Annotated in this window: 32 protein-coding genes and 3 pseudogenes; 29 read left to right on the forward strand and 6 right to left on the reverse strand. The window is 46.5% G+C overall.

What is annotated here, in order from left to right; genetic code table 11:
* Positions 1-315: 315 nt before the first annotated feature.
* The 12 genes and pseudogenes from AFK62_RS23155 to AFK62_RS20100 form a co-directional block, all read left to right on the forward strand.
* Positions 316-1,722 (forward strand): annotated as a pseudogene (locus AFK62_RS23155) (hemagglutinin repeat-containing protein); the annotation flags it as partial.
* Positions 1,723-2,607: 885 nt separating this feature from the next.
* Positions 2,608-3,369: a VENN motif pre-toxin domain-containing protein gene (locus AFK62_RS23160; protein WP_456064304.1), complete on the forward strand. Its 762-nt coding sequence runs from the start codon at positions 2,608-2,610 to the stop codon at positions 3,367-3,369.
* Between the two features lie 63 nt (positions 3,370-3,432).
* Positions 3,433-3,816 carry a DNA/RNA non-specific endonuclease gene (locus tag AFK62_RS20060; RefSeq protein WP_007675016.1) on the forward strand — a complete coding sequence of 128 codons (384 nt, stop codon included), beginning with the start codon at positions 3,433-3,435 and terminating at the stop codon, positions 3,814-3,816.
* A complete protein-coding gene (locus AFK62_RS20065) occupies positions 3,816-4,148 on the forward strand; it encodes a hypothetical protein (RefSeq protein WP_007675013.1) in 333 nt (110 codons plus the stop codon). Before AFK62_RS20060 ends, AFK62_RS20065 begins: the two co-directional genes overlap by 1 nt.
* 351 nt (positions 4,149-4,499) lie before the next feature.
* Positions 4,500-5,033, forward strand: a complete 534-nt coding sequence (locus AFK62_RS20075) for a hypothetical protein (protein WP_032984521.1) — start codon at positions 4,500-4,502, stop codon at positions 5,031-5,033.
* A 388-nt stretch (positions 5,034-5,421) separates the two neighbouring features.
* Complete coding sequence (locus tag AFK62_RS21975; RefSeq protein WP_050555039.1) at positions 5,422-5,736, forward strand: hypothetical protein; 315 nt, start codon at positions 5,422-5,424, stop codon at positions 5,734-5,736.
* Between the two features lie 70 nt (positions 5,737-5,806).
* The gene (locus tag AFK62_RS22385) at positions 5,807-6,025 is read left to right on the forward strand and encodes a hypothetical protein (protein WP_129232650.1); all 219 of its coding nucleotides are present in this window, start codon (positions 5,807-5,809) and stop codon (positions 6,023-6,025) included.
* Between the two features lie 458 nt (positions 6,026-6,483).
* Positions 6,484-6,936 (forward strand): VENN motif pre-toxin domain-containing protein, encoded by a 453-nt coding sequence (locus AFK62_RS20085; protein ID WP_235509481.1) that lies wholly within the window; start codon positions 6,484-6,486, stop codon positions 6,934-6,936.
* Positions 6,876-7,439, forward strand: coding sequence for a hypothetical protein (locus AFK62_RS22390; RefSeq protein ID WP_129232651.1), 564 nt, complete (start codon positions 6,876-6,878; stop codon positions 7,437-7,439). The genes AFK62_RS20085 and AFK62_RS22390 overlap by 61 nt, the downstream gene beginning before the upstream one ends.
* Positions 7,426-7,818 (forward strand): DUF6960 family protein, encoded by a 393-nt coding sequence (locus tag AFK62_RS20090; RefSeq protein ID WP_032984229.1) that lies wholly within the window; start codon positions 7,426-7,428, stop codon positions 7,816-7,818. Before AFK62_RS22390 ends, AFK62_RS20090 begins: the two co-directional genes overlap by 14 nt.
* Positions 7,819-7,934: 116 nt before the next feature.
* A pseudogene (locus AFK62_RS23095) lies at positions 7,935-8,267 on the forward strand (VENN motif pre-toxin domain-containing protein); the annotation flags it as partial.
* Between the two features lie 382 nt (positions 8,268-8,649).
* Positions 8,650-8,886, forward strand: a complete 237-nt coding sequence (locus tag AFK62_RS20100) for a hypothetical protein (RefSeq protein WP_032984231.1) — start codon at positions 8,650-8,652, stop codon at positions 8,884-8,886.
* 93 nt (positions 8,887-8,979) lie between these two features.
* On the opposite strand, the gene AFK62_RS23100 is transcribed toward AFK62_RS20100, so the two are convergent.
* Positions 8,980-9,129 carry a hypothetical protein gene (locus AFK62_RS23100; RefSeq protein WP_007669645.1) on the reverse strand — a complete coding sequence of 50 codons (150 nt, stop codon included), beginning with the start codon at positions 9,127-9,129 and terminating at the stop codon, positions 8,980-8,982.
* A gap of 225 nt (positions 9,130-9,354) precedes the next feature.
* Here AFK62_RS23100 and AFK62_RS20110 point away from each other — a divergent pair, with 225 nt between their 5' ends.
* The 4 genes from AFK62_RS20110 to AFK62_RS20120 all read left to right on the forward strand — a co-directional run bounded on the left by AFK62_RS20110 (position 9,355) and on the right by AFK62_RS20120 (position 11,712).
* Positions 9,355-9,690 carry a hypothetical protein gene (locus tag AFK62_RS20110; RefSeq protein ID WP_007669648.1) on the forward strand — a complete coding sequence of 112 codons (336 nt, stop codon included), beginning with the start codon at positions 9,355-9,357 and terminating at the stop codon, positions 9,688-9,690.
* A gap of 410 nt (positions 9,691-10,100) precedes the next feature.
* Entirely contained in the window at positions 10,101-10,595 is a 495-nt protein-coding gene (locus AFK62_RS22960) for a hypothetical protein (protein ID WP_226991943.1), read from the forward strand.
* 194 nt (positions 10,596-10,789) lie between these two features.
* Positions 10,790-11,272, forward strand: a complete 483-nt coding sequence (locus tag AFK62_RS20115; protein ID WP_053532129.1) for a hypothetical protein — start codon at positions 10,790-10,792, stop codon at positions 11,270-11,272.
* 182 nt (positions 11,273-11,454) lie between these two features.
* On the forward strand, positions 11,455-11,712 hold the full coding sequence (locus AFK62_RS20120) for a MafI family immunity protein (protein ID WP_032984285.1): 258 nt from the start codon (positions 11,455-11,457) through the stop codon (positions 11,710-11,712).
* A gap of 614 nt (positions 11,713-12,326) precedes the next feature.
* Here AFK62_RS20120 and AFK62_RS23105 read toward each other — a convergent pair.
* The gene (locus AFK62_RS23105) at positions 12,327-12,557 is read right to left on the reverse strand and encodes a DUF6572 domain-containing protein (RefSeq protein ID WP_050555013.1); all 231 of its coding nucleotides are present in this window, start codon (positions 12,555-12,557) and stop codon (positions 12,327-12,329) included.
* 84 nt (positions 12,558-12,641) lie between these two features.
* Between AFK62_RS23105 and AFK62_RS23110 the strand changes: the two are divergent.
* From AFK62_RS23110 to AFK62_RS20155, 9 genes and pseudogenes are all read left to right on the forward strand, one after another.
* Positions 12,642-12,970, forward strand: a pseudogene (locus AFK62_RS23110) (hypothetical protein); the annotation flags it as partial.
* Between the two features lie 5 nt (positions 12,971-12,975).
* Positions 12,976-13,347 (forward strand): CDI toxin immunity protein, encoded by a 372-nt coding sequence (locus AFK62_RS20135; protein WP_032984288.1) that lies wholly within the window; start codon positions 12,976-12,978, stop codon positions 13,345-13,347.
* 174 nt (positions 13,348-13,521) lie between these two features.
* A complete protein-coding gene (locus AFK62_RS22965; RefSeq protein WP_235509482.1) occupies positions 13,522-13,659 on the forward strand; it encodes a histidine phosphatase family protein in 138 nt (45 codons plus the stop codon).
* 157 nt (positions 13,660-13,816) lie between these two features.
* Complete coding sequence (locus AFK62_RS22490; RefSeq protein WP_007670430.1) at positions 13,817-13,978, forward strand: hypothetical protein; 162 nt, start codon at positions 13,817-13,819, stop codon at positions 13,976-13,978.
* Positions 13,979-14,071: 93 nt separating this feature from the next.
* Positions 14,072-14,476 (forward strand): hypothetical protein, encoded by a 405-nt coding sequence (locus AFK62_RS20140; protein ID WP_050555014.1) that lies wholly within the window; start codon positions 14,072-14,074, stop codon positions 14,474-14,476.
* Positions 14,477-14,856: 380 nt separating this feature from the next.
* Positions 14,857-15,192 carry a hypothetical protein gene (locus AFK62_RS20145; protein ID WP_007670432.1) on the forward strand — a complete coding sequence of 112 codons (336 nt, stop codon included), beginning with the start codon at positions 14,857-14,859 and terminating at the stop codon, positions 15,190-15,192.
* Between the two features lie 153 nt (positions 15,193-15,345).
* Complete coding sequence (locus tag AFK62_RS20150; RefSeq protein WP_129232646.1) at positions 15,346-15,822, forward strand: hypothetical protein; 477 nt, start codon at positions 15,346-15,348, stop codon at positions 15,820-15,822.
* 239 nt (positions 15,823-16,061) lie between these two features.
* Positions 16,062-16,529 carry a hypothetical protein gene (locus AFK62_RS22410; protein ID WP_032984291.1) on the forward strand — a complete coding sequence of 156 codons (468 nt, stop codon included), beginning with the start codon at positions 16,062-16,064 and terminating at the stop codon, positions 16,527-16,529.
* Positions 16,530-17,069: 540 nt separating this feature from the next.
* Entirely contained in the window at positions 17,070-17,354 is a 285-nt protein-coding gene (locus tag AFK62_RS20155; RefSeq protein WP_071884439.1) for a hypothetical protein, read from the forward strand.
* A gap of 227 nt (positions 17,355-17,581) precedes the next feature.
* Here the strand turns inward: AFK62_RS20155 and AFK62_RS20160 are convergent, their stop codons facing one another.
* The 3 genes from AFK62_RS20160 to AFK62_RS20170 are packed head-to-tail and all read right to left on the reverse strand — an operon-like array spanning position 17,582 to position 18,622.
* Positions 17,582-17,884 (reverse strand): hypothetical protein, encoded by a 303-nt coding sequence (locus tag AFK62_RS20160; protein ID WP_226991884.1) that lies wholly within the window; start codon positions 17,882-17,884, stop codon positions 17,582-17,584.
* Between the two features lie 49 nt (positions 17,885-17,933).
* Positions 17,934-18,272, reverse strand: a complete 339-nt coding sequence (locus AFK62_RS20165; RefSeq protein ID WP_032984293.1) for a Hint domain-containing protein — start codon at positions 18,270-18,272, stop codon at positions 17,934-17,936.
* Positions 18,269-18,622 (reverse strand): tlde1 domain-containing protein, encoded by a 354-nt coding sequence (locus tag AFK62_RS20170; RefSeq protein ID WP_032984294.1) that lies wholly within the window; start codon positions 18,620-18,622, stop codon positions 18,269-18,271. Before AFK62_RS20170 ends, AFK62_RS20165 begins: the two co-directional genes overlap by 4 nt.
* Positions 18,623-19,062: 440 nt before the next feature.
* Here AFK62_RS20170 and AFK62_RS20175 point away from each other — a divergent pair, with 440 nt between their 5' ends.
* The 3 genes from AFK62_RS20175 (at position 19,063) to AFK62_RS20185 (ending at position 21,535) form a co-directional block, all read left to right on the forward strand.
* The gene (locus AFK62_RS20175; RefSeq protein ID WP_007670456.1) at positions 19,063-19,500 is read left to right on the forward strand and encodes a histidine phosphatase family protein; all 438 of its coding nucleotides are present in this window, start codon (positions 19,063-19,065) and stop codon (positions 19,498-19,500) included.
* Between the two features lie 91 nt (positions 19,501-19,591).
* Complete coding sequence (locus AFK62_RS20180) at positions 19,592-20,359, forward strand: COG4705 family protein (protein ID WP_007670458.1); 768 nt, start codon at positions 19,592-19,594, stop codon at positions 20,357-20,359.
* A gap of 117 nt (positions 20,360-20,476) precedes the next feature.
* Positions 20,477-21,535, forward strand: coding sequence for a ParB/Srx family N-terminal domain-containing protein (locus tag AFK62_RS20185; protein WP_007670460.1), 1,059 nt, complete (start codon positions 20,477-20,479; stop codon positions 21,533-21,535).
* A gap of 2 nt (positions 21,536-21,537) precedes the next feature.
* Here AFK62_RS20185 and AFK62_RS20190 read toward each other — a convergent pair whose 3' ends face one another.
* Positions 21,538-22,068: a GNAT family N-acetyltransferase gene (locus tag AFK62_RS20190; protein WP_007670461.1), complete on the reverse strand. Its 531-nt coding sequence runs from the start codon at positions 22,066-22,068 to the stop codon at positions 21,538-21,540.
* A gap of 198 nt (positions 22,069-22,266) precedes the next feature.
* Here AFK62_RS20190 and AFK62_RS20195 point away from each other — a divergent pair, with 198 nt between their 5' ends.
* Positions 22,267-23,472: an MFS transporter gene (locus AFK62_RS20195; RefSeq protein WP_007670465.1), complete on the forward strand. Its 1,206-nt coding sequence runs from the start codon at positions 22,267-22,269 to the stop codon at positions 23,470-23,472.
* Positions 23,473-23,502: the final 30 nt, after the last annotated feature.

A 23,502-nucleotide genomic window follows, 5' to 3' on the forward strand; every position in this document is an offset into this window, starting at 1 on the left:
CACATTGATGTTAAAGCAAATGACATTGAAATCGTTGCCGGGAAAGACATCATTACTGGCTCTGTTAAACAGGAGAGCAAAAGCAGCGGTTTTGGTATTTCGTTTTCCAATCCGGTCATTAACGCCATTCGTAATGTTCGCGACATCACAAAAATGGGCGGCAGTAATATTACGAAAGCAAAAATGGCGGCCGGGGAAGCGGCGGCTGCCTTCGCTGATATTACGGGGGGCGGTTTACAGGCATCGTTGCCTGTCAGCTATGGTAAATCGTCGTCTAAAAGTGAAATGCATTATGCCGGGGAATATTCCGTCGGCAATACCCTGACGTCGGCTGGAAACGTGCAATTGACGGCCAATGGTAAGAAAGGTCAGGGCGATATTGTCATCAGTGGCAGTAAAATTGGCGCAAAAGAAGCGGCAATTATTGATGCAAATCGTAACGTTGATATTACGACATCAACCGATCACCAGATAAGCAGTAGTAAATCCAGCAGCAAAAGCTGGAGTATTACAGACGCTGCGCCAACTATTGGTTCTGCTATTCGCGCTGTAAGTGGTGGGCCTAATAACGGCAGTAGTATTCTGCCATTTGGCTTTGGAAAAAATAACAGCAAAGAGAATAATGAAACTACCGCTCAGACTGGCAGCCAGATAACGGCCAAAGATATTTACATCGATAGCAAAGATGGTCATGTCAATGTTTCGGGTAGCTCACTGGCCGCGATCAATGATCTTATTCTGTCGTCAAAAAATGGCGATATTACTGTTGGTACGGGCAATAATCATGTCGTTCAGGAAAGCAGTGGCAGTCAGACTAAAATCGGTACGCTTGGCGGGGATGGGTACAGCGGCACAGTAGGCTGGAGCAACAACAAATATGCTTCTCAACTGGATCGCAATCAGCAAAGTACGCTGCGCAGCCAGCTGGCTAGCCGGGATGGTAACGTTACGCTTCAGGCTGGCAAAGATGTAGCGATCGATGGCGCTGATATCAGTGCAGGAAAATCAGTAACGCTCAGTGGTGAAAATGTTCGGCTTGATGTCAGTGAGGATACGCTTAAAACGCATAATGAATCCTCAAATACGCAATATGGCGTAACGGCATCGGTTTCCGGTTGGGCTGTTGCGGCGGCTCAGGCGGTTGAGAATGCTGCCCGTTCCGTCGAAGACAAACGCGATCCTCGTCTTTCCGCTATTTATGCAGCTCAGGCGGGTTTAAGCACCGCCTCACAAACGGTGCTGTCGGATATGAATCCTTCAGCATTCAAAGTGAACGTAAGTGCCACTGTCGGCTCATCTAAGCAAGAGCAGGATTATCACAGCCAGGCCCAACAAGGTAGTCGTATTAAAGCAGGTGAAAACGTTGCCATTACGGCTAAGAAAGACATTGAAGGCGCTGGCGTCAACATTACAGGCAAAAACGTTAATCTAAATGCCGGGCGAGATATTACGCTTTCAACTGCCCAGGATATGGAGCAGCTTAAAAACCACTCTGGCGGCAGTCAGGCCTCGCTTGGTGCAGGCTTCTCATTAGGCGGTTCTCAAAATGGGATCACTATTGAAGCTGGTGCGAGTTCTTATTCCAACAAGGACAAAGGTAATAGCCTTACGCATCACAACAGTGTGGTGACGGCTGAGGATACGCTTACTGTCCATACAGGACGAGACGCCACACTGCAGGGTGCTGAACTGCGTGGTGAAAGCGTTAAGGCCGATATTGGGCGCGATCTCCTTATCAGTAGCCAGCAGGACAAAAACCAGTATGACAGTAAAACAAGCTCAGGCGGCGTTAGCGTCAGTGTCTGCGTGCCTCCTATTTGTGCTGGTAATTTTGTGCAGGGAAGTGCAAACGCTGCAGGTGGTAAAATAACGCACGACTTCAAATCAGTTATTGAACAGAGCGGGATCTTTGCTGGTACTGGCGGGTTTGATGTCCATGTGGGAGAACATACACAGCTTAATGGTGCCGTGATTGCATCAGATGCTGATACTACTAAAAACCGGCTCGATACCGGTACCCTCGGCTGGAATGATATCCACAACAAATCACAAACCTCAGGAAACCAATTCGCCGTCAGTGTCTCTGGCGGTATGACCAAGGATGCCAGCGATAAGTTAAAACCGACATCGTCAGGTTTACCAGGCACTTCCCTTGCCAGTGTTTCTGACAATGACAGCAATATTACGCACAGTGCTGTCTCTCAGGGCGCTGTCATCATTCGTGATAAAGATAAGCAAACGCAGGATGTTGCTGAACTGAGTCGCGATACTGCACATGCTCATAAGGCACTCGAAAACAATTTCGATAAAGCCAGTATCCAGGACAAGCTGGATATCCAGAATCAGGCATCAGCACTTGGTACACAGGCACTGGATGCATGGCGACAGAGCCAGCTTGAGGCCGGTAAAGACAAGATCCGTGCAGCGATGCAGGCCAGGGGCGAACTGGACGGCCTGACGGACGCGCAAATCAATGACAAAATTGCACAGTCCGATCAGTACAAAGAAGTAGATAAACAATATGGCGTGGGGAGCGACTTCTGGCGTAATGGCTCTGCTATCACCGGCCTGCTGGCTGGCGCGCTGGGGGGTAATGTTAAGGGAGGAATGGCTGCTGGTGCTGCGCCCTATGTTGCAGGTCTGATTAAAAGCGTCGCCAACGGCAGTGAACCTGCACGTATCGCTCTGCATACGCTCGCTTCTGCCGTATTGGTAAAAGCGCAGGGAGGAAATGCCGCCGCAGGTGCTGCCGGAGGATTTGTTGCCGCGTCAGGTTCTGCTGCGCTGTCTCTGGCGTTTTATAATAAAAAGCCAGAAGAACTCTCTCCGGATGAAAAAACGGTCATTGTTAACCTCGTTGCAGCACTGGGCGCGGCGGGCGGTAGCATGGCCGCAGGGAACAGCACCGGTATCGGCAGTGGTGCAAACGCCGCCAGGGTTGAGGTTGAGAATAATTCTGTGGGCGATCTTCACGATCAGCTAGTCAGCCGTGAATCGCAGATAGATAAATTTAAAAAACAGTTAAAAATAGATGAAGAGAAGTTCAGTCAGGAGAACTGCGCTGGTATAAGCGCGGAAGCTTGTACCGTTAAGTTTTATGATTATCGCAGGAAAGAACTGAATGAAATCTCTTCATTTACTGCGGATTTTATTCCTGGTATCGGCACGGTAAAAAGTGTCGCTGAAGCTGAAAGCGCTCTTGATTATCTGGAAGCTGCTGCTTCCCTTATTCCGGGAGAACGGGTTGCAGCCGGAGCACTCAAGGCTGCAAAGAAGGCTTTAGTAAAAGGAAATCTTGACGAAGCAATCAAATTCATTTATAAGGCCGATAATGAAATCATTGCTGTATCTGGCCGTAAGGGAAACTAGAGTAAAGAGCTGAACAATCCCCTGCCAAATAAAACGTATAAAGTCGATGGTAATAAAACTTATGTGACCGATAACCATGGTCGGGTAGCGTCTGTTGAAGCCGATCTTTCATTATTGACGAAAGACCGTAATAAATACCAGCAGTGCAAAGCTGGTAAATGTGGGGTTTCAGGGGATGAAGGTGGGCACCTGATAGCCAGCATTTTTGGTGGGTTGGGTGAGAAGCTTAATATAGTTCCAATGAATGGCAATCTGAATAAGGGAGCCTGGAAACAAATGGAAAATACGTGGGCTATTGCCCTGAAGGAGGGTAAACAGGTGAAAGTTAAAATAGATCCAGTTTATTCTGAAATCGGTGGCCGCCCTGAAAGCTTTAACGTCAGCTACTCTATCAATGGTGGTCAACCAATAGAAAGAACCTTTATTAATGCACCGGGAGGGAAATGATGAGGAATGATCAAGAGATTTATAAAGATATCGGTACTGTTTTATATAGCATTGCTCCCGACAAAGCTAAGAAGATCATTATGCGCGCAGAATTGTCACCGGAAAATGATCATTGTGAGTATCAATATGATTATCTTGATGATAATGATAAAATTCATTGGGTAACGGCAGGTGGAAGAGCGAATACGGACATCCTTCATTATCTAGTAGAACTTCGCAACTATTATATTGAAAACAACCTGACCAATGGCCGCCCTGCATGGCATGGATGTGAGGTGACGCTGGATGTGGATAAAATGAAGCTCAGTATAGATTTCCGTTACGACGATTAGTCATCAATGAGCCCGGTTCTCACACCGGGATCTTCGTGTTTTTCGACGTTAAATTTACCCAAAACGCCCATCCCCGCGCTTATACACCGGCAGATCGCCGTTGTCATTCAGCGCACCGGCACCCATTCCAGCCACAGCTTCACCTTCTGCCGGTTGATGTAAAACACGCTATATTCTCGGCGCGGCTGTATTACCTGATGCTGGTGGTGGGAAGCGATCTGCTGATTAATAAATCGCGCCCGTAATAAAATAAACAGAAATATAAATTATCAATCAAATCGTTGTTACAAAGAAAAATTTAATCACTATCACATTTTGTACGATAATAAATTCAAAGCCTGAGAGGCAGTAATGAGCATATCGCTAAGTCTATTTTTTAAAGAATCATTAAATATAGATGTTTCTGAGCTAATTATAGAAGCAAGTAAAATATTTAGGATTTTATCCGGGCAAAAGGATACTTACCTTGATTTTGGTGTTTATGATGCAAAAGGCAACGTTATAAAAAAAGTAAAACCTGATGTAACTCAAGTGTACAGTGTCATTGAGAATAATATCTTTTTAAGTGGTGGGTATTTTTTATATGGGCCTGATGAACACTGGCAGTACCATAGTGAAGAGCAACTAAACGAGTTTTCGATTACCGAAATTAATTTTGACCCTCACTGCGGTAAGTTTTTAATGTTCCTTTCAATATTGATCGCGGTAGCTGAATTTTCCATGAGTGATTATCTTATTGATACGAGTGGTATATTATCGGTAACGAAAAATGATAAGGCAAAAATAAGCGACATTCTTGATTTGAAAGTCTCTTCGGAAGCTGCGGATGTTAATGAGTCCTGCGCTCTTTTGTATACGAAGATAATAACAAGTAAGTGGCAATAAACATATCATTGAAGCATCACGTCTTTGATGAAAAAAATAGCCATATTCACATTATTGAATGAATAAAGGCAGTGTAACACATCGATTTTCCAGATAACATGGGGCCAGATCACTGATCAGGTTTTAGTTACGGACGATAAAAAATTCATAGCTACGTAAGCAGGAAGCGGGCGGTAATAATTATGGGTGGTTCGTATTAAATTTCTATACAGACAGGAAAATAGATATGCTATGTTCTCCCAGCGGTATTTTTAATTTGATAATTAATGGTAATATTATTCCTGGGCAAGGGATACAGGTTTATCTTTAGAATTAGCAGAGGTACAGGGTAGACTGGTTGAGCAGAATTCATCAACATCTCGATGTTTAACTAAAGAGGAGTTTATGAATGAATTGGGAAAATGATTATCTGGAAAACATTGATGCCATTTTTAATGGTGAGAAGGAAATCGCTATTTTTGTCATTGATGGCAAGCATCATTACGTAATTGATACTAAGGATAATTACTGCATTGATGTCAGAATGGAATATAAAAATTATATAACTAAAGGATGGTTGAATGAAGTTCTATACGATGATGCAGTTAATGCTTTCAGGAATGGTGTCCCCCTATTAACAAAAGAGACTTATTCAGATTACATCAATAGAAATAACGTGATAATTCGTTCTGCTGACTGGATGGAATCATTTTTTTGTTTTTAATAGAAGAAATAATGAGTTTGCGGGATTTTATGATTACATCGAAAGGTTCTTATCTAATCTAAATGAACCAGTGTCAGATAAGTGGGACAGTTGGAGAATGAGATTGCCTAAGTTTTATATTAATTTTGATAAAAAAATCTTTCGCCATACGGATTGGGATAGAAACCATGAAAGTTCTGTTCCTTCAGGATGGGAAACTCAGGCAAACAATAACTTTGGCCTGCTTGTTCCGGATAAAGAACAATATTGGTTAATTGATGGCATGAATTTTTGGAAATTACAGATGTAGCCCGAATCCCGACCAGCATGTTCTGGCTGGTATCGTTGTTGCTATCAGCCCTTACCCAAAATGCCCGTTCCCGCGCTGGTACACCGGCAGATCGCCGGTGTACCAGCGCGCCCGGAAACGCCCCGATCCACTGTTTCGTTTTCTTTTACTGACGAGAGGCAGGCTTAAGCCCTCGACCCAATTCTACCCTTAACGGGAATCCGGGAGGATGGCTGCTGATGCTGCGCCCTGTGTTGCAGGTCTGAGTAAAAGAAAAGCGTCGCCAACGGCAGTGAACCTGCACGTATCGCTCTGCATACGCTCGCTTCTGCCGTATTGGTAAAAGCGCAGGGAGGAAATGCTGCCGGAGGATTTGTTGCCGCGTCAGGTTCTGCTGCGCTGTCTCTGGCGTTTATAATAAAAAGCCAGAAGAACTCTCTCCGGATGAAAAAACGGTCATTGTTAACCTCGTTGCAGCACTGTGCGCGGCGGGCGGTAGCATGGCCGCAGGGAACAGCACCGGTATCAGCAGTGGTGCAAACGCCGCCAGGGTTGAGGTTGAGAATAACTATCTGAGTGGCAAAGAGCCGGAAACGTTCGCGAAGAAACTGGCCGATTGCGGCAATGATGGTGGTTGCCGGGCCGACGTCATGAAGGAGATGGTCGAAACTTCTAATAAGAATATCGACGAGTTCAGCGATTGTATGAAGGCCGGAAATAAAGCCTGTGTCGACAATCAGTTGAATGATATAGCAAACGCGACGGGATTTGATGCGCTGACGGCGGAAATCGGTACAGATGCCGTTAACGCCTATAAAGATGGTATGGGCGTTGAGGTATTTAACAACGCGATAGACTGCATGGGCATGGGTTGGGAAGCCTGCTCGATAAGAAAGGCTGGAAGCTGGTCGAGTCGGGTTCGGGGGTATTAATTATCGCCGGAGGTCAGACGATAGGCGGTAAGCTGGCCGAGGCGATTGCGGGAAGCAAAGCAACAATACCAACCAAATGGTCTGTTGATCCGGCGACTCAAGCCGCAGATAAAGCAGCAGGTGTATTAATTAATGGTAGTTATATTAAAAAGCCTACTGCACAGAATCTATCGGGTTTATTATCTGAGACGGGGCGAGTTGGAACGAAAAATATGAATGGTCAATTTATGTATGTTGTTGATAAGACAGGTAACATAATTATAGGAACTCGATCAGGACAAAGAATGCCACATCCAACTCTTATTGGAGGGAAAGATCCTCAGGTAATAGGTGCGGGAATTGTAGAAATCAGAGGTGGTAAAATATATTCTGTAGATAATGCATCAGGACATTTTAAACCGGGGGCTGGTTCTATAGGTGTTGTAAAAGATGCATTTAGTAAAGTACCGAGCCAATACTTTAGTAAAGATTTTCAGGGATATAAACCCTATGACAAAAATTGAATATAAAGGAACAAACGGGCTGTATCCTTGGTTTCCTGAACATGGTGAGCAGCTTATTAACCCTGGATACATTGATGTTGTTAAGAGGTTGTCGCCGTATGGAAAGGTTTTTTCTTGTACGGCGGAGAAAGCCCCATATATAACATTAGAATATGGAGATATTGTTTTTGAAGTAAAGCCTGAGTTATATGAAATAATTAGCCCTGTTTTATTCCGTGTTGGTGATAGGGTAAATATCGTTGGCTCAGCATCGAACAAATTTGGTGTTGTTGTTGGGATTGATTGGCATAGCAAGAATCTTGAGCCAATATATTATTTGGCTATAGATGGGAAGAAATCATCACGCCGCTATTTTGAGTCAGAGTTGAGAGCTGTTTAAATCGACCGAATGAAAAAACGGTCATTGCTAACCTCGTTGCAGCACCGGGCGCGGCGGGCGGTAGCATGGCCGCAGCGAACAGCATCGGTATCGGCAGTGGTGCAAACGCCGCCAGGGTTGAGAATAACTATTTAAGCTTGATAGCCAGAGGGTGCGCAGTTGCGGCACCGTGCCGGACGAAGGTTGCAGAGCTGTTGCTGGAGATAGGCGCTAAAGCGGGCATCGCAGGTCTGGCAGGAGCAGCCATCAAGGATGTGGCAGGCAGGATGACGTCCGACGAGCTGGAACATCTGGTTATTCTAGAAATGATGGGAAATGATGAGATCACCGATAAATATCTCAGCTCGCTTCAGGATAAATATGGTTCCGGTAACGAATCTGTACCGAACATGGGTAAAAACCTGACGGATGCGGAGAAGGCTGAGTTAGGCGGCGCGGGTTCAGGCACGCCGGGAGGCTCGGAACCGCAGGATGAGGAGAATGGACGGGATAAACAAACTCAATCTAGTAATTTTGATGATAGATTCAAAAAGGAAAATCTTACTTCTTCCGCTAATCAACCAATTAACAATCAGGGATTATCCGCAGCGGCGCGTGCATGGGAAAAACATGCAGGAAGACCTGGGGGGTATTTGATCCTTTGAAAGGAAACACGGCTCAGAAAAATGAAGCGGCTGGTAACTTCGTAAATGAGGTATTGAACGATAAGGGAACTGTTAGAACAGATCTTTCAAGAGGAGGTGTGGAATATCGATTACCTGATGGCAGAGGTGTTCGCTGTAACTCTGATGGCTCATTCTCAGGCTTCCTGGCTCCGAAGAGATAACATGTATGAAAAGTGATTTTAGTGTGGATTTTTTTAGCGACTCTCGGTACGAAGAACTGACAGCGGAGATATCTTATAAGGGGCAAATACTCTGTCAGCTTAATAAAGATAAAGGTGCTAATGCGGTTGAAGTTGAGTTTTTTACTGATAGTCGATTATTACCAGAATCTATAGAAATGAAATTTCCCTTAGAAGAATTTATATGTGTTTTGAATGAAACAAAATTAGATCTACTGGCCTGAACTGATCCCGGCCACCGAGCCGGGATCTTTACTATCAGCCCTTACCCAAAATGCCCGTCCCCGCGCCTGTACACTGGCAGATCGCCGGTGTCGTTAAGCGCCCGGAAAGGCCTCAATCCACTGTTCCATCTTCCTGCGGTTGGTAGGAACGACACTTAAACCCTCGGCGCAGCCGTACAGCTCGCGGGTGTTCTGGGTAGTAATGACGATACAATCCGGCAACACCCGTATTTTTAGCGGCATCCCACCGATAAATTCCGCCTGCGCTATCCACTCGCCGCGTTAGCAATACTCATGCATCAATCAATAAAGCGACTGGTCAGCAAGAAACACTTTATGAGCGTGTTATTATTTTTGATAAGAATATTGGTATTGATAAATTCAGTGGGGGTAAGCCGACAAATACTATGACGATCTTAACCGATAAAAAAGGTAATTTGATAACGGCCACTCCGGGAGGGATGTAATATGGAAACAGATAAGTCAGTGGATGAAATGTTGTCTGATTTTAATAAATTAGAGGCATTTTACATCATTCCTTTTTTTAAAAAAGAGTTTGGTGTGGTTGATTCGGCTTGTTTTTTATATCAAGCAATAGATCAGGGTGTGGATATTTATGCTTATCTCGTTAACGGTAAGCATGTTATTGAGTTCGACTTGTCAAAAATAGATAACACAATAGTTAAAAATGAAATTATTTCAGTAGACGATTATATGAAAACGATACAGGGAAAAGGTAAGGCTAAAAAGAATGCCCGTGATGTCTTAAAAAATGCTATTGATAACCCCAGCATTATTAATTAGTTGGGAAAATCCCGGTCTTAGCGCCGGGATTGTGCTATCAGTCATCAGGCAAAACGTTCGTCCCTGCGCTTGATCACCGGTACATCGCTGGTGTCGTTCAGTGCGCCCGGAAACGCCCCGATGCACTGTTTCGTTTTCTTTTACTGACGGGAACCACGCTTAAGCCCTCGGCTCAACTCTACCCTTAACGGGAATCCGGGAGGATGGCTGCTGATGCTGCGCCCTGTGTTGCAGGTCTGAGTAAAAGAAAAGCGTCGCCAACGGCAGTGAACCTGCACCTATAGCTTTGCATACGCTCGCTTCTGCCGTATTGGTAAAAGCGCAGGGAGGAAATGCCGCCGCAGGTGCAGCCGGAGGAATGGTAATCGGATAATAAAAGTTATCCCTGTAAACCCATTAAATAATTTTGGTTGATTGATACTGATGGATATGCAACAGGCAATGGTAGTAGGTTTGTAGGTAGTAAGTCTTTAATTAATAAAGGCATTAATGAGACATCCTTAAAAAAGCAGGGTGTGGTAAAAGGGGAGCCTCGAGGCGGTAAGCTGGGCGAAGCGATTGCGGGGCGATTAGAAGCAACAGCTGCGAAAGCGGAGGCTTTGGCGCCTAATGCGGCCAAGAATGCTGGAAAGGGAGCGACTCAGGCAGGAAAACAAATAAGAGGTGTACCTGTAACTCAGTCTAAAAATCCACTAAATCCAGTACAACAATATGATGCTCACGGAAATGAAATTTTTTATCGCACTATGTCGCAAAAACAAGATGAGAAATTTTTAAATACAGGTGTAATGCCAGCCACAACCGAAACCTCTGTTTCTCCAGTATTAGGATATTCATCAAAATATGATGGAGTGACTGTAAAAATAGTTGTTAAGCCTGGCCATTCTCAGGGCTTGAAAAGGTAGGCATTGCAGCAAATTCTGCGGCAGCAAAAGAATTACCTAACATGTCGACTCAGACAGGAAAGTGGATGGAAACAAATACCCGATTTAAGATTGAAGGTGGGCAGATGACAACTCAGCTTGGTCAAGGTCAAGGAATGGAAATTTTTAATAAAAATATTGTCCATTTTGAAAAGGTACAATAAAAGGAAAAAATTATGCTACTCAACTTAGAAAACACAAAAACACCCATGAAACTGGTATACCTTCTTTCTGAAGAGTTAAAAGCTGATCCTGAATATGTTTCCTTGACCCAAGCTTTAACATTGGATAAATCAAGGCCTTATGTTGGATTGAATGGAACCTATGGTCTTTTTGGATCACAAGAATGGTGGGATAGTATCAATCAAGGTAAAATGCCGTTGCTATCACTGTCTGGGGTGATAAAAAAAGCGTATGTAGCAGGGCAGGACCCTTCTGATTTTAATAATACTATCGATTTATTACTTGATGATGGAACCATCCAATCTGTTGGTATTTATACTAATCAAGATGAAGACTTGAATTTTTTTAAAAGGGGGCATAGGGCAAGTATTGTCTATGCTCTTGATGAGCTTAAACCAGAGGCAATGCTTAACTTTGGTCAAAAATATAATCAAATCGCTTTAGAAATGGCTGTTTCATTAAAATCAGTTGAATAAAAAATTAATAGTTCTTATGAAGTAACAAAAAGATCCCGTCCAGATGGGTTGCAGGGGAAACTCGTGATAATGTGCTTGTCTGGCTTGTATAAGAATCAGCTAATGGTAAGGTTATTACAGCATTCCCAGATGCTGGATTAGTACCGTCTACATCAAAGCCGATGAAATAAAGGATATACAAGATGAGCATTAATAATAGAATTAAAATGTTAGGTGAAGGGTTGAGGAATAGAATAGATTCCTCGATCGTTGATTTTGATTTAGAGTATATAAAGCACTCAGAAAGTATATTAGCATTTGAAACACTATGTGATCATATTTCTGACTATGATGTAATTATAACAAAAGATGAGTACGATCAAGTTATCAATATTGCAAATGCGTTAAATTTAGAAATAGATAATAGGTATTTATATATTAATCCTGAAAATAAAAAATAAGATTCAAGATCTCCGTCGCCATACCGGTATCTTCTTTTTAATTGTCAGGATTATCCAAAATACCCGTTCCCGTGCTTCTATACCGACACATCGCCGTTGTCATTCAGCGTCCCCGGAAACCATTCCAGCAATAACTTCATCTTCTGCCGATTGACGTAAACACGTGAAGTCCTCGGCTCGGCTGTATTACATGATGCGGATGGTGGGAAGCGATCTGCTGATTAATCAATCGCGCCATTAAAAAACCACACAGCAATATAAATTATCACTCAAATCGTTGTAACAGAAAAAATGTCGCCACTATCACATCTTATACGGTAATCAATTCGAAGTCGAAGAGGGAGTAATGAGCATATCGCTAAGTCTGTTTGTTAAAGAATTATTGAGCATAAATTTCTCTAGGCTAATTATAGAGGCAAGCAAAATATTTAGGCTTTAATCCGGGCAAAAGGATACTTACCTTTATTATGATATTTTTGATTCAAAAGCTAACGTCATGAAAAAGTAAAGCCTGATTTAAATCAATTGTCTATCATTATGAAGAATAATGTATTTTTTGTGGCAGTTTTTTATACGGTACTGATGAATGCTGGGATTACCATAGTGAAGAGCAACTAAACCGAGACTTTGTAATTATTCGCTCTCTTCATATTGTAACTGAATATGAGTCGATGAGAGTACTTCACTTCAATTACCTTGCCTAAAAAATCGGTACATTCCATAGGAATATGATGCTGGAAATATATTTTAATGACAATATTTTCCCCTCGAGACTCTTGAAAAAGAGTGTTAACCTCGCCACTCTCTACAGCAGCTATATAGCTATTAATTTTCTCCTGTAGCATAAAAAGATGCTCATTGGGGTTTAATCGCCTGTAAATCTATCCAAAGGAACTAATGGAGGCAACAAACAGTCTGGAATCAATGAGACTGGTAAAATTGAAAAAATTCTTCCTCCGGAAAAAATTGGGAGAGAGTACGTAATAAAGCTATTGATATCGTTGGAGGATTGGGGGCGGATTCTTTACCAGTTATCGGGCGAATGGAAATTAGCGCGAGATATAGTAAAGTTATTGGTCGGCAATCTAATGACAAAAAAATAGGCTGGCGAGTTGATTATGACCCACAAAAAGGGGTGCATATTAATATATGGAATTATACTAAAGGTAAAGGCATTGGAAAGGCAGAAAAAAAAGTTATACCATTTGAAGGTAATGAAGAAACGTTCGTAAATATAGTTAAGCAACTGAACAGGTAATTGATATGACCTTATTCGAAGAGTGTGCGGAAGTATTGAAGCCTAACTTTACCATCGTTACTGGTAATGATGAGGAAATGGCAATCAAAATCTTATATGAGCATGGGGCCATCAATGGGTATATTGATTGGGGTATCAAAAACTATACGTGTTACAATGACTTCCAGGAGCTTTTGAAAAGTGGCCTCGTAAAGGATGATAAAGTTTTTGTTTTTGCGGATGACGTAGATGTCCCTATTTTTGAAACAACCCTATCTCTTATCGCTGCAAACGCGGATGATGTCTTAGCTTTATGCCCTAAAATATATATTTACAATAACGACTTTCTTTTGCAACCCATGTATCCATATGGGGAAATTCATTTCTTAAAAAAATAAAATGAGATTAAAAATATTTTTTTATTCTACACGGTTATGGTTATACAGACATTGAGTTATTTTGATAAGGTTTGCAAAAATATTTCGATATGATGTTTTGATTAAATCTCCAACCCATGCACCTTATCCTTATTTATTTGCCACGCTGAAACAACGTGGAACCGCGGCGGACTCATCCAGGGGCATCAGGACAGCGCGCTGACGGCGCGTGGCTTGCAGGAAACCACGGCGCTCCTGACAGCTCTGGCGCACGCTTTCCCCTTGGTTGACATGGTGTACACCTCGCCTGCGGGCCGTGCGCCATATTGGTGACGCCATCGCGAGCCATTTTGGCCGCCCACTCTCAGTTGAGCCGCTGGTATAGGAACAGTCGTTAGGCGATTATGAAGGCCTGTCGCGAGCGCCGCGTCTGGTGTCTTTTATCCAGGATACAGATTTAATTTTTTTCAATGTCCAACGGGAAAATGGAATGTATACGGAAAATGGAGCTTTGAATAAGCCAGCGAATACATTATTACCCAATCAACTTAGAGATTATGCATCACAAGGGCGCACCACTATTGTAAACATTGATACTGGTAAAGATGGCAATTTTATCGTGGTTGACTCAATGAAAAAAATGATGGGGTAGATTATTATATGATCTGTGATCCATTTAATGGGCCTGCCGGGGGCGCGCGAATTTTTTAGATAATCGTATGAATTTTAATGAGGTTATTCTGGAATGATGACCGTAAAAGAGATATTAGATAATTTTGCTAATGATAATGAGGTATATCTTGATGGATATCTTATTTATCATTCAGACGGTGATCTGAGTCTGATAGATAAAGATTACGGAAATAACTATTTAAAAGCTCCTTTTTTGAAAGTCAAAAATAAAGGACTCAGTGATAATCTTGAGAATAGTGTTAGTTTGTACTGCGGCGGTTCGTCAAGATTATTTCATTACGCCAGAGTGAGAGGCCATGTTTTTATTGATGACGATGAAAACCACTGTCTGGATGTAGAAGAACTGATGGTTGAAGATGGTGGGAAGTGGCATTCGATAGACCTGAACAAACCATATGAGCCAAGAAGCAGTGATGGTATAACGTGGGAGGATATATTTAGAGATGATAATTTGTAATCAACGTTTCATCATGTAGCCTGCATTTCATGGAGAAGAAGTCTTGATGTTTGTCTGTCATTTAAACATCGATATTCAGGACTTACATGAAACTTCTTGCCATAAGGCATGGGTGCTGGGCACTTCTTAAAGCGATGCTTTACTCTTCAGGCGACTTAACTTGATGTAATTCACTGCTTCCAATCTTCTTGCGTTAGAATTCCTGAACAGAACCTTCGGCTTTGGCCTCGAGAAAGATACTTACTTTTGGTGAAAGTCAGGGTAGACTCAGTTTATTATGATAGTAGTGTGAGGCCGGATAAATTTACTATTCAATATCAGATCGGTAACAATAAGCCTATAAGAGAAACGTTCCAGAATGCTCCAGGTGGGAAGTAATTATGTCTGCTGAAAATGAATTGTACTTGTGTATTGGGCGCTCCCTTTATAGCGCGGCTCCAGATAATGCAAAAACTGTATTATTAGATGCAGAGTTGTCTCCAGAAAGTGATCATGTTAAATTTTCATTTGATTACATTGATAATGCGGAAAAGAAGAACTGGTTTACTCCCGAAAGTGCAAAGACCGACAGTGAGTTGATGGATTGCCTCGTGAAACTCCGTCATTACTATATTGAAAACAATCTGACCAATGGCCGCCCTGCATGGCATGGATGTGAGGTGGCCCTGGATGTGGACAAAATGAAGCTCACTATAGATTTCCGTTACGACGATTAGTCATCAATGATCCCGGTTTTCACGCGGGGATCTTCTTGTTTTTAGACGTTAAATTTACCCAAAATTCCCGATCCCGCGCTTGTACACCGGCAGATCGCCGTTGTACTGCTGCGCCCTGTGTGGCTGGTCTGATTAAAAGCTTCGCTAACGGCAGTGAACCTGCACGTATTGCTCGCTTCTGCCGTATTGGTAAAAGCCCAGGGAGGAAATGCCGCCGCAGGTGCAGCCGGAGGATTTGTTGCCGCGTCAGGTTCGGAAAGGCTATCTGTGGCGTTTTATAATAAAAAGCCAGAAGAACTCTTTCCGGATGAAAAAACGGTCATTGCTAACCTCGTTGCAGCACCGGGCGCGGCGGGCGGTATCATGGCCGCAGGGAACAGCACCGGTATCGGCAGTGGTGTAAACGCCGCCAGGGTTGAGAATAATACGCCGGGAACAGTAGTTCAGGGAGGGAAACTGGTCGTACAGGGTTGTGCCAGAGTGTTCGCCTGCTGGAATGCACTGGTTGAAAAGCAGGCAGGGAATAATAATCTCAATCCTGCAACAATAGGATTTCTACTGAACACATGGTGGTGTCGTCAGGTAAGGCACCCAAAACGTCGACTCCTGACTCAGTCTATGAAGTATTAAAAGCTGAAGGTACAAAAAGTATCACCTGTTATGATGACAGAGGTAATATGTTCTCTCGTGAAGATTATGGGCAACAGAGGACCCATGGAATTTTAGGGTATGATTCCAGGGAAAAGTACCTCCCCATGGCATAAAGTGGAGTATAACGCCAATCGTCAACTATAGGTAAGTATTACCGTGAACGTGATCTAAACGGTAAAAGTATTGGTAAGCGGACCTCTGAGAAATAGAAGGTGAATATGTCAAATGATATTTGTGGTTATTTGTGGCCTCCTTTGGATGCCGAGGGGTTACGTAATTTAAACGATTATGCGAAATTACAGCAAATAGGTATAACTAAGATAAAAAAAGAAGAGCTATATAATTTTCCAAATAAGCTTATACCTACAAAAGATTGTTATGTATTTTTAATAAGTGACAGGCCTCATTATCCAAATGCAAGCTATTTAATAGACTATCTGGATTACTCTCCTGACGCTGATATAGGTTTGCCTGTGGAAGGAAAGGCGCGTTTAAATATACTTTTAGATGTGCTGTCTGATATATTCAGTATTACTAATGCGAAAAAGATGTTGGTTGCCTTAACCGAATGCTCCCAGATTGAAACGATTAAAAAAATTAAACTTTGTGAGTTATATGATGTGATCCAGGCGGACTTCGAATTGTATCTGGGGCCGCCTGATATACTTTATGAAATCACAGGCTAAAGTCATTTTTATCACGCTCGGATATGCGGCATAGTGCGTTATGTTCACAATAAATATAGCGTGTTTTTTAACATAACACTTTGAGTAAATTAGCTTTACTTAAAAATGTCGGCAGGGTTAAAAAATGAATCAATGTATATCACTATGCATACATCGTATTTAATAACAAGTTCAACCTTTCCACTATCACGGCATCAAAGGTAATAACATAAAAAACCATACCCATGATGCAGAGAAAGCAGAGTTAGGAGAAACTGGTTCGGGAACTCCAGGCGGCTGAGGACCACCGGATGAACAAAATGCTCGTGATAAAGAATTTAGCACCTCAAATAGAAGGTCTATTAAGTCCCTGGAAGAGCATATAAAAGCTCATTAGGATAAATTAGCTGCCTGTAAACGTAATCCTGATGCGTTTGATAATATAGGGCATCTTAAGAACGCACCAAACGATACGGTAAGGCAGGGAATTATCGATGGAAGAGTTCGCTATCTCGAGAACGACATTGTAATGTTCCCGAAAAAATATAACCGAAATCAGAAATGGTAAGGGTTAATTTGCGAGTAGCTCTTAGTTTGATAGAAAAGGCCGTAGTAACCATAATTGGTGAAATGAAACAACGTGGTATGGATAGCGTTCCATTAGATACGGATTTTCACTGGAATGTGCCATCAGTATTTATTTACGACTCTTATAACGAGCCGGCTCAACTGGATATAGGTCAATTAACTGGTGACTATGAAACACTGAAACTGGCTCAGGAAGCAAATAAGCTAATTATGTACAACATTAAAAAATGTATCCGCAATATTGAAATACTTACCTGAGATAATATCCATCTTAAAAAGAGAAAGTCCCGGCCAGTTCTGGCCGGGATCGTCTTATCAGCTCTTACCCAAAATGCCTGTTCCCGCGCCTGTACACTGGCAGCTCGCCGCTGCCGTTCAGCACACCGTTGAGAAGCGCTCACGCAGCGCCGGAAGTGCCTGCACCATTAGGCGTAAAGGAGTAAAGATGTTAAACGCCGTTTTTCTGTCGTGGCGCCGCAGTGGACTTACGCACCGTGCTCCACGTCCGCGCAGAACATGAAAATGCCCAGGCTGGCAGCGATAAGTGATTTCCTGTTCTTCCAGGGAACCTCAACGTAAATCTCCTGCAAGCGGTAAAGGTCATCAGATTTGCGAAGCCAGCTAAACGAAACGCAGAAACGAAACTTTTGCCCGTCCTCCAGCGTCAGCCGAAGCTTTTTCCGGCCCATTCGCAGGGCGTACCAGGCATTTTTGCGAGAAGCGACGAAATTCAAGGCCTCATCGCTGTCGAACCTTTGCGCAGCCAGCAAGAGCATTAGCGCAAACAAAAAAGACGACCTGAGGCCGCCTTTGTTTGTGCTTTCAGAAACTATTCTGTTATTCAGTTAGTTCGCTTTTGCTCACGAGGAACACACTGACACCACTAACAGAGCATTCTTCCGCGGAAGCATCGTTCTTAGTGATGAGCTCATAGCTCTTCCCGGTTTTGTCATGGAAAATAAAGCGATAAACCTCAGTATAAATACCGTCTTTTTTCTTTTCAGCTGCGAGAAGCGTCTTAGTGGTTTTAGCGGTATCAAGCTGCGCAATGTCTACTATCTTCTCATTCTTCAGCCATACCTGTGCCATGTTCATAGGCCATGAAGCACAATCAGGTGCGGCAGCCAGTACAGACAGCGGGCAACAGGCCATCAAAGCCATCATTAACTTTTTCACTGCACAACCTCCAGCTGACGATCTCCACTACTCCAGATGGCATGACGAACGTTCAAAGGCATTATGATGCATCCGTTTGAAGCCTCTCCGGGATGGGCGGTACTGTCACCATGGATGAGGAAGCCAGAGCGGTGATACATATTATTGCTCGGTGCCGGTGTGAGGCGCATAGAGTAGTTGCCAGTATGTTGATGGTGAAACGGTGCGCCTATAGTGTATTTACCTCTCGGGAGGGGGCCAATGTCCGCCGTTCCCTGAAGTGATGGTGCGTTTTTTCCTGCGTATCCAGTGCCAACCAACTTACCATTACGAAATAACTTCCCACTGCCTTGGTGATATGTCCAGGCCATATTCCTTTTCCTGTTAAAGCAAATAGCGTAGCGATATTAATCGCTTAAGCCTACCTGTAAAATGTCTTTTAGTTTCTGTATGTTTTCAAATGTTTCAGTTAAACCGATCTTTCTCGTGCGGTTTTGGTCTTATGACATTCTGAACAAACCAATGTTTCACCTGTCGTAAAGGCCTCGTGGCAATCCGCGCAATGTTTATCTTAAGCGCATACGACTAACCCAATCCTTATTCGTTACAACTAAAGCGATTCCGGCACCACGCCGGGATCGTATTATTCGTTACCCGCAATGCCCGTTCGCGCTGCCTGTACACAGGTAGAGTGACGGTGTCATGAAGCTCTTCTGAAACGCTCCGATGTCCTGTTCCCTCTTTTTATTTTTGACGTGACATGCTCTGGCGCCTTCGGCGCGGGGCTTCGCCTACGGGCCGCGCGCGCCATATGGGGGACGCCATCGCGAGCCATTTTGGCTGCCCGCTCTCTGTTGAGCCGCTGGTACAGGAGCAGGCGTTCGGGGATTACGAAGGCCTGTCGCGGGTGCAGTTGCAGCGTGACGAGCCTGTCCGCGCAGAGGCGCTGTTCTCGACGGATGGCGCATTCACACCGCCCGGCGGGGAATCGCTCGCGGGTGCCGCGCAGCGTCTGCTGTTTTTTATTCACAATAATCTTGCCGCAACCCCACACACCACCTGCTGTGTTGTGACGCACGGGCATATCCTTCAGGGCGCGCTGGCGCTCCTCAAAGATGGCAATATCGATAACTTCCCGCGCTATGCGCAGCCGAATGCGAGCTATGCGCGGTTAAGCGTTGCTCCCGGCCAGTGCGAAGTCATTCAGTGGGGCATCGCGACGCATTTGCGACACCTGTCACAAACGTAAAAAGTCTTCCCGTCCTTAAGTCTTCCTTAAGATTAATCCTATAACTTCACTCTGGATCCTGCCCCTGTCGGGCCGTACCGGAGCACACCCTATGCAAAACTCTACCTCCGCGCTCAGCAAAGTTCCTGCCGTCACCGCCGCGTTCTGGCTGACGAAAATCGCCGCCACGACGCTCGGTGAGACTGGCGGCGACGCGGTCACGATGTCGATGGATCTCGGTTATCTCACCGGCACGCTCATCTTCGCTGCAATCTTCCTCGCGGCGGTGGTCGTGCAGATCCGCCATCGCAGCTTTAATAAGTGGATCTACTGGTTCACGGTGATTGCCACCACCACGGTTGGCACCACGCTTGCGGATTTCGCTGACCGCTCGTTAGGTATTGGCTATCTTGGCGGCACGGTGCTGTTAAGCAGCCTGCTGGTCATCTCGCTGCTGGTCTGGCGGTTGACGTGCGGCACTATCGCGGTGGACTCGGTGAATAACGTGCGTACCGAGAGCTTTTACTGGGTGACTATCATGTTCTCCCAGACCCTCGGCACGGCGCTTGGCGACTGGACGGCAGACAGCGAAGGCTTCGGTTACGACGGCGGTATCCTGTTGTTCGTCGGCGCGCTGGCGGTAATCTGGCTCGCAAGCCGCTTTACGACGGTCTCACGCACCGTGCTGTTCTGGGCCGCGTTTATCCTCACCCGGCCGCTTGGCGCGGTGGTAGGCGATTTCCTTGATAAACCGGTCGCGAACGGCGGTCTTGAGCTTAGTCGTTATGGCGCATCAGCCACGCTGATTGGCCTGATCCTGCTCTGCCTGTGGGTGTTCCCGCACCGCGCGGCGCTGAAAAAACGCACGCCGGTGTTCTGATCCCTCCTGCTCCCCGCGGCGCACGCCGCGGGTCAGCTGCTTTCTCTCCGCACGCCGGTTTTGCCCTCACGTCCTTGTGCCGTACACTGTCTGTTATTACACACGCACGGAGCTTGCATGACACATTACTGGTGGAAAGACTTACACGATCGCAACGACGCCTGGCTGGGGCTGGCGCTGACCGTAAAGGGCGAAACGCCCGCCGGTCTGGCGCTGGAGATGCTGAGCGGCAATCGCGGACGTATGGCGCTCCAGCTGCGCGGCGAGACGCTCTTCTGGGGCGCGGTCCTGAAGGATTACTCCGGCGTCTGGCTGGTGACCAACCGCGAACATCCCGATCAGCAAAACCTGCTGCCGCCGGTGCGCTCCGAGGATATCGAAGCCATTAAACGCAAAGGCGAGGCCGCCTGGACGGGCGAATGGTGCCGCTATTTCGCGCGCCAGTTGATGGACGCGCCCACGCCGCTGCTGGCGCCGCGCGACTGGCTGCTGCGCCCGATGCTGCCCGTGCAGACGAAGGCGCCCCGTGCTCTCAGTGCGACGCCTGCCATTGACCAGTGGCGCTTTAAAACGCCTGCCAGCGCGGGCCACGGGGGGCTCGACTGGTCGCTGTATGGGGAAGATTTTCGCTCACTCACTGACCCGGAGCTTGTCCGGCTGGTGGACTGGTGGTGGGGCGGTCATCTGCTGATGGGCCGTTATCCGGTCGATCCGGATGCCGGGCGGCTCAAATGGTGGCGTAAAAAATGCCGCGAGGGCGCGCTGCCACCGGTGCTGGTCTGGTATATCGCCGGGCTGTCATCCTATGTGGTGCTGGACGGCCATTATCGTCTGCATGCGGCGATGGAAGAGGGCATTCCACCGACATTCCTGGTGCTGAGCGAATTCGCCGAGCGCGAATTTCCGGCGAATGAAGAACAACGCGAGCGGGTTAACCGCGCGCTGGCATTGCAGCAGGCGAAAAACCCCGGCTGCAATATTGATGGCGTCAATCAGACGTTAATCAACCTCTGGGACCGGCGCTATCTCTATGCCGAAACCCACAGTCGCGCCATTCTTGGTAACGGTGAAGGCTGGGCGCGCGAGGTGACCGCTTATCTGCGCCGCCATGGGCAAGAGATGCATCTCGATAACGTGCTGAACGGCACGGAAAGCCCGACGGAGAGCGCCGGGTAACGTTAACTGACGCGCCAGCCGTCACGCGTGAGCGTATACAGCAGGCTTGGCGGCGCGTTTTTAACGTCATGAATTTCCCGCACATACTGCAATCCGGCGTGGGTCAACACTTTGCGCGACGCCAGGTGATTACTGCGCACTACGGCGGATATCTCGCCAAGCTCCAGGATCTCAAACCCGTAGCGCACCGCACGCTGTGCGAACTCTGTCGCAAGCCCCTTTCCCCAGGCCTGAGTGGCAAAACGATACCCGAGATTATTCATCTCAGTGCCCGCATAGCGGCTGAGGCTCAGGCCACCGAAACCAATCGTCTCCTCGGGGGCCGCTCTCAGCGCGATGCGCCAGTTGCCGAAACCATTTGCCTGCCAGTGCGCCAGCCAGCGGCCCATCACCCCTTCTGCATGGTGCCGGTTCGGGTAGGGGCCGGCAGGGTTAAAGGCGTTGGTCGCCGGATCGCCATAAATACGGAATAAATCGTCTACATCCGTTGCTGAAACCGGGCGAAGAAGTAAACGCGTCGTCTGCAAAAACATAAGCATTTCCTGTGGATTGTGTCGTTATTGTGATAACGCCTGCACGACAGAACGCGACGGCGCGTGGCGCTGAAAAGGCATATATCCCAAGTATTTCAATGATGAATATAAAAAAACAAAGTATCAATTTACAGGTATGGTTGATAATTTAGCCACACTGAAGCGCGTTACCCGGCGCTTATTATTAAAGGAGCTGTAATGAGTGCGGAAGTGACGCTGCCCGTCGGGCAACAGAATAAGAATATTGTCCGTCTGGCGACGGCGCAGGCGCTGGCGGGCGCTAACTCGGTTGTGTTTTACGCGACCGGCGCGATTGTCGGCGATACCATCGCGCCAGACCCGGCGCTGGCGACCCTGCCGCTGACCATTTTTGTTGTCGGAATGGCGGCGCTGATCCTCCCCTTTGGCGCGGTGGCGCGCCGGTACGGACGCCGTGCGGCGTTTCTCGCAGGTACCAGCACCGGCGTGCTGACTGGCCTGACAGCTGCGCTCGCTGTGGTGCTCAGTTCTTTCTGGCTGTTTTGCCTCGCCGGGTTTATGAGCGGCGCGTATGCCGCCGTCGCGGTGTCATTTCGTTTTGCGGCGACGGACGGCGTCGCGCGTGAGCGACGCGCACGCGCGCTCTCGCTGGTCATGGGCGGCGGTGTGGTGGCAGGCATTGTCGGGCCGACGCTTTTGAACAGCACGATGGATCTCTGGCCGCCGTACACCTTTGCCGTCACGTATCTCGCGCAGGCGCTGGTAGCTGTAGTATCCGCGCTGGTGCTCTGGGGCGTGAAAGCGCCTGCGCCGGTTGCGCACGCGCAGCAGGTGCGCGGACGGCCGCTTCGCGAAATTGTGCGTCAGCCTGGCTTCAGCCGAACCGTCTTTAGCGGGGCGGTGGCGTATATGGTGATGAATTTTCTGATGACGGCCGCACCGCTCTCCATGCACATGCACGGCCTGTCGGCACACGATTCTAATCTGGGCATTCAGTGGCACGTCATCGCGATGTACGCCCCTGGTTTCTTTACCGGCAAACTTATCACCCGTTTCGGCGCGACGCGCATCGCCGCCGCCGGGCTTGCGATCACCGCACTTTCGGTCGCGGCGGGCCTGGCCGGCACGGCGGTCGGGCATTACTGGCTGTCATTGATCCTGCTTGGCATCGGCTGGAACTTCGGCTTTACCGGCGCGTCGGCGCAAATCATTGACTATCACCGCCCGGAGGAGAAAACGCAGGTGCAGTCGTTGAACGATTTTGTGGTGTTTGGCGTGATGATGGTGGGCTCGTTTTCTTCCGGCGCGCTGCTAAGCCTGGTGGGCTGGAATGCGGTGCTGTGGTGTTCGCTGGTGCCGCTCGTGGTCGCGTTGCTGGCGTTAATAACCGATAAACGCGCCGCCCCGGCCTCGTTAAACAATTAAAGCGGCAGCGGTTGCGCTGGATTAATTTTT

This window comes from Cronobacter condimenti 1330, assembly GCF_001277255.1.
Taxonomy (GTDB): Bacteria; Pseudomonadota; Gammaproteobacteria; order Enterobacterales; family Enterobacteriaceae; genus Cronobacter; species Cronobacter condimenti.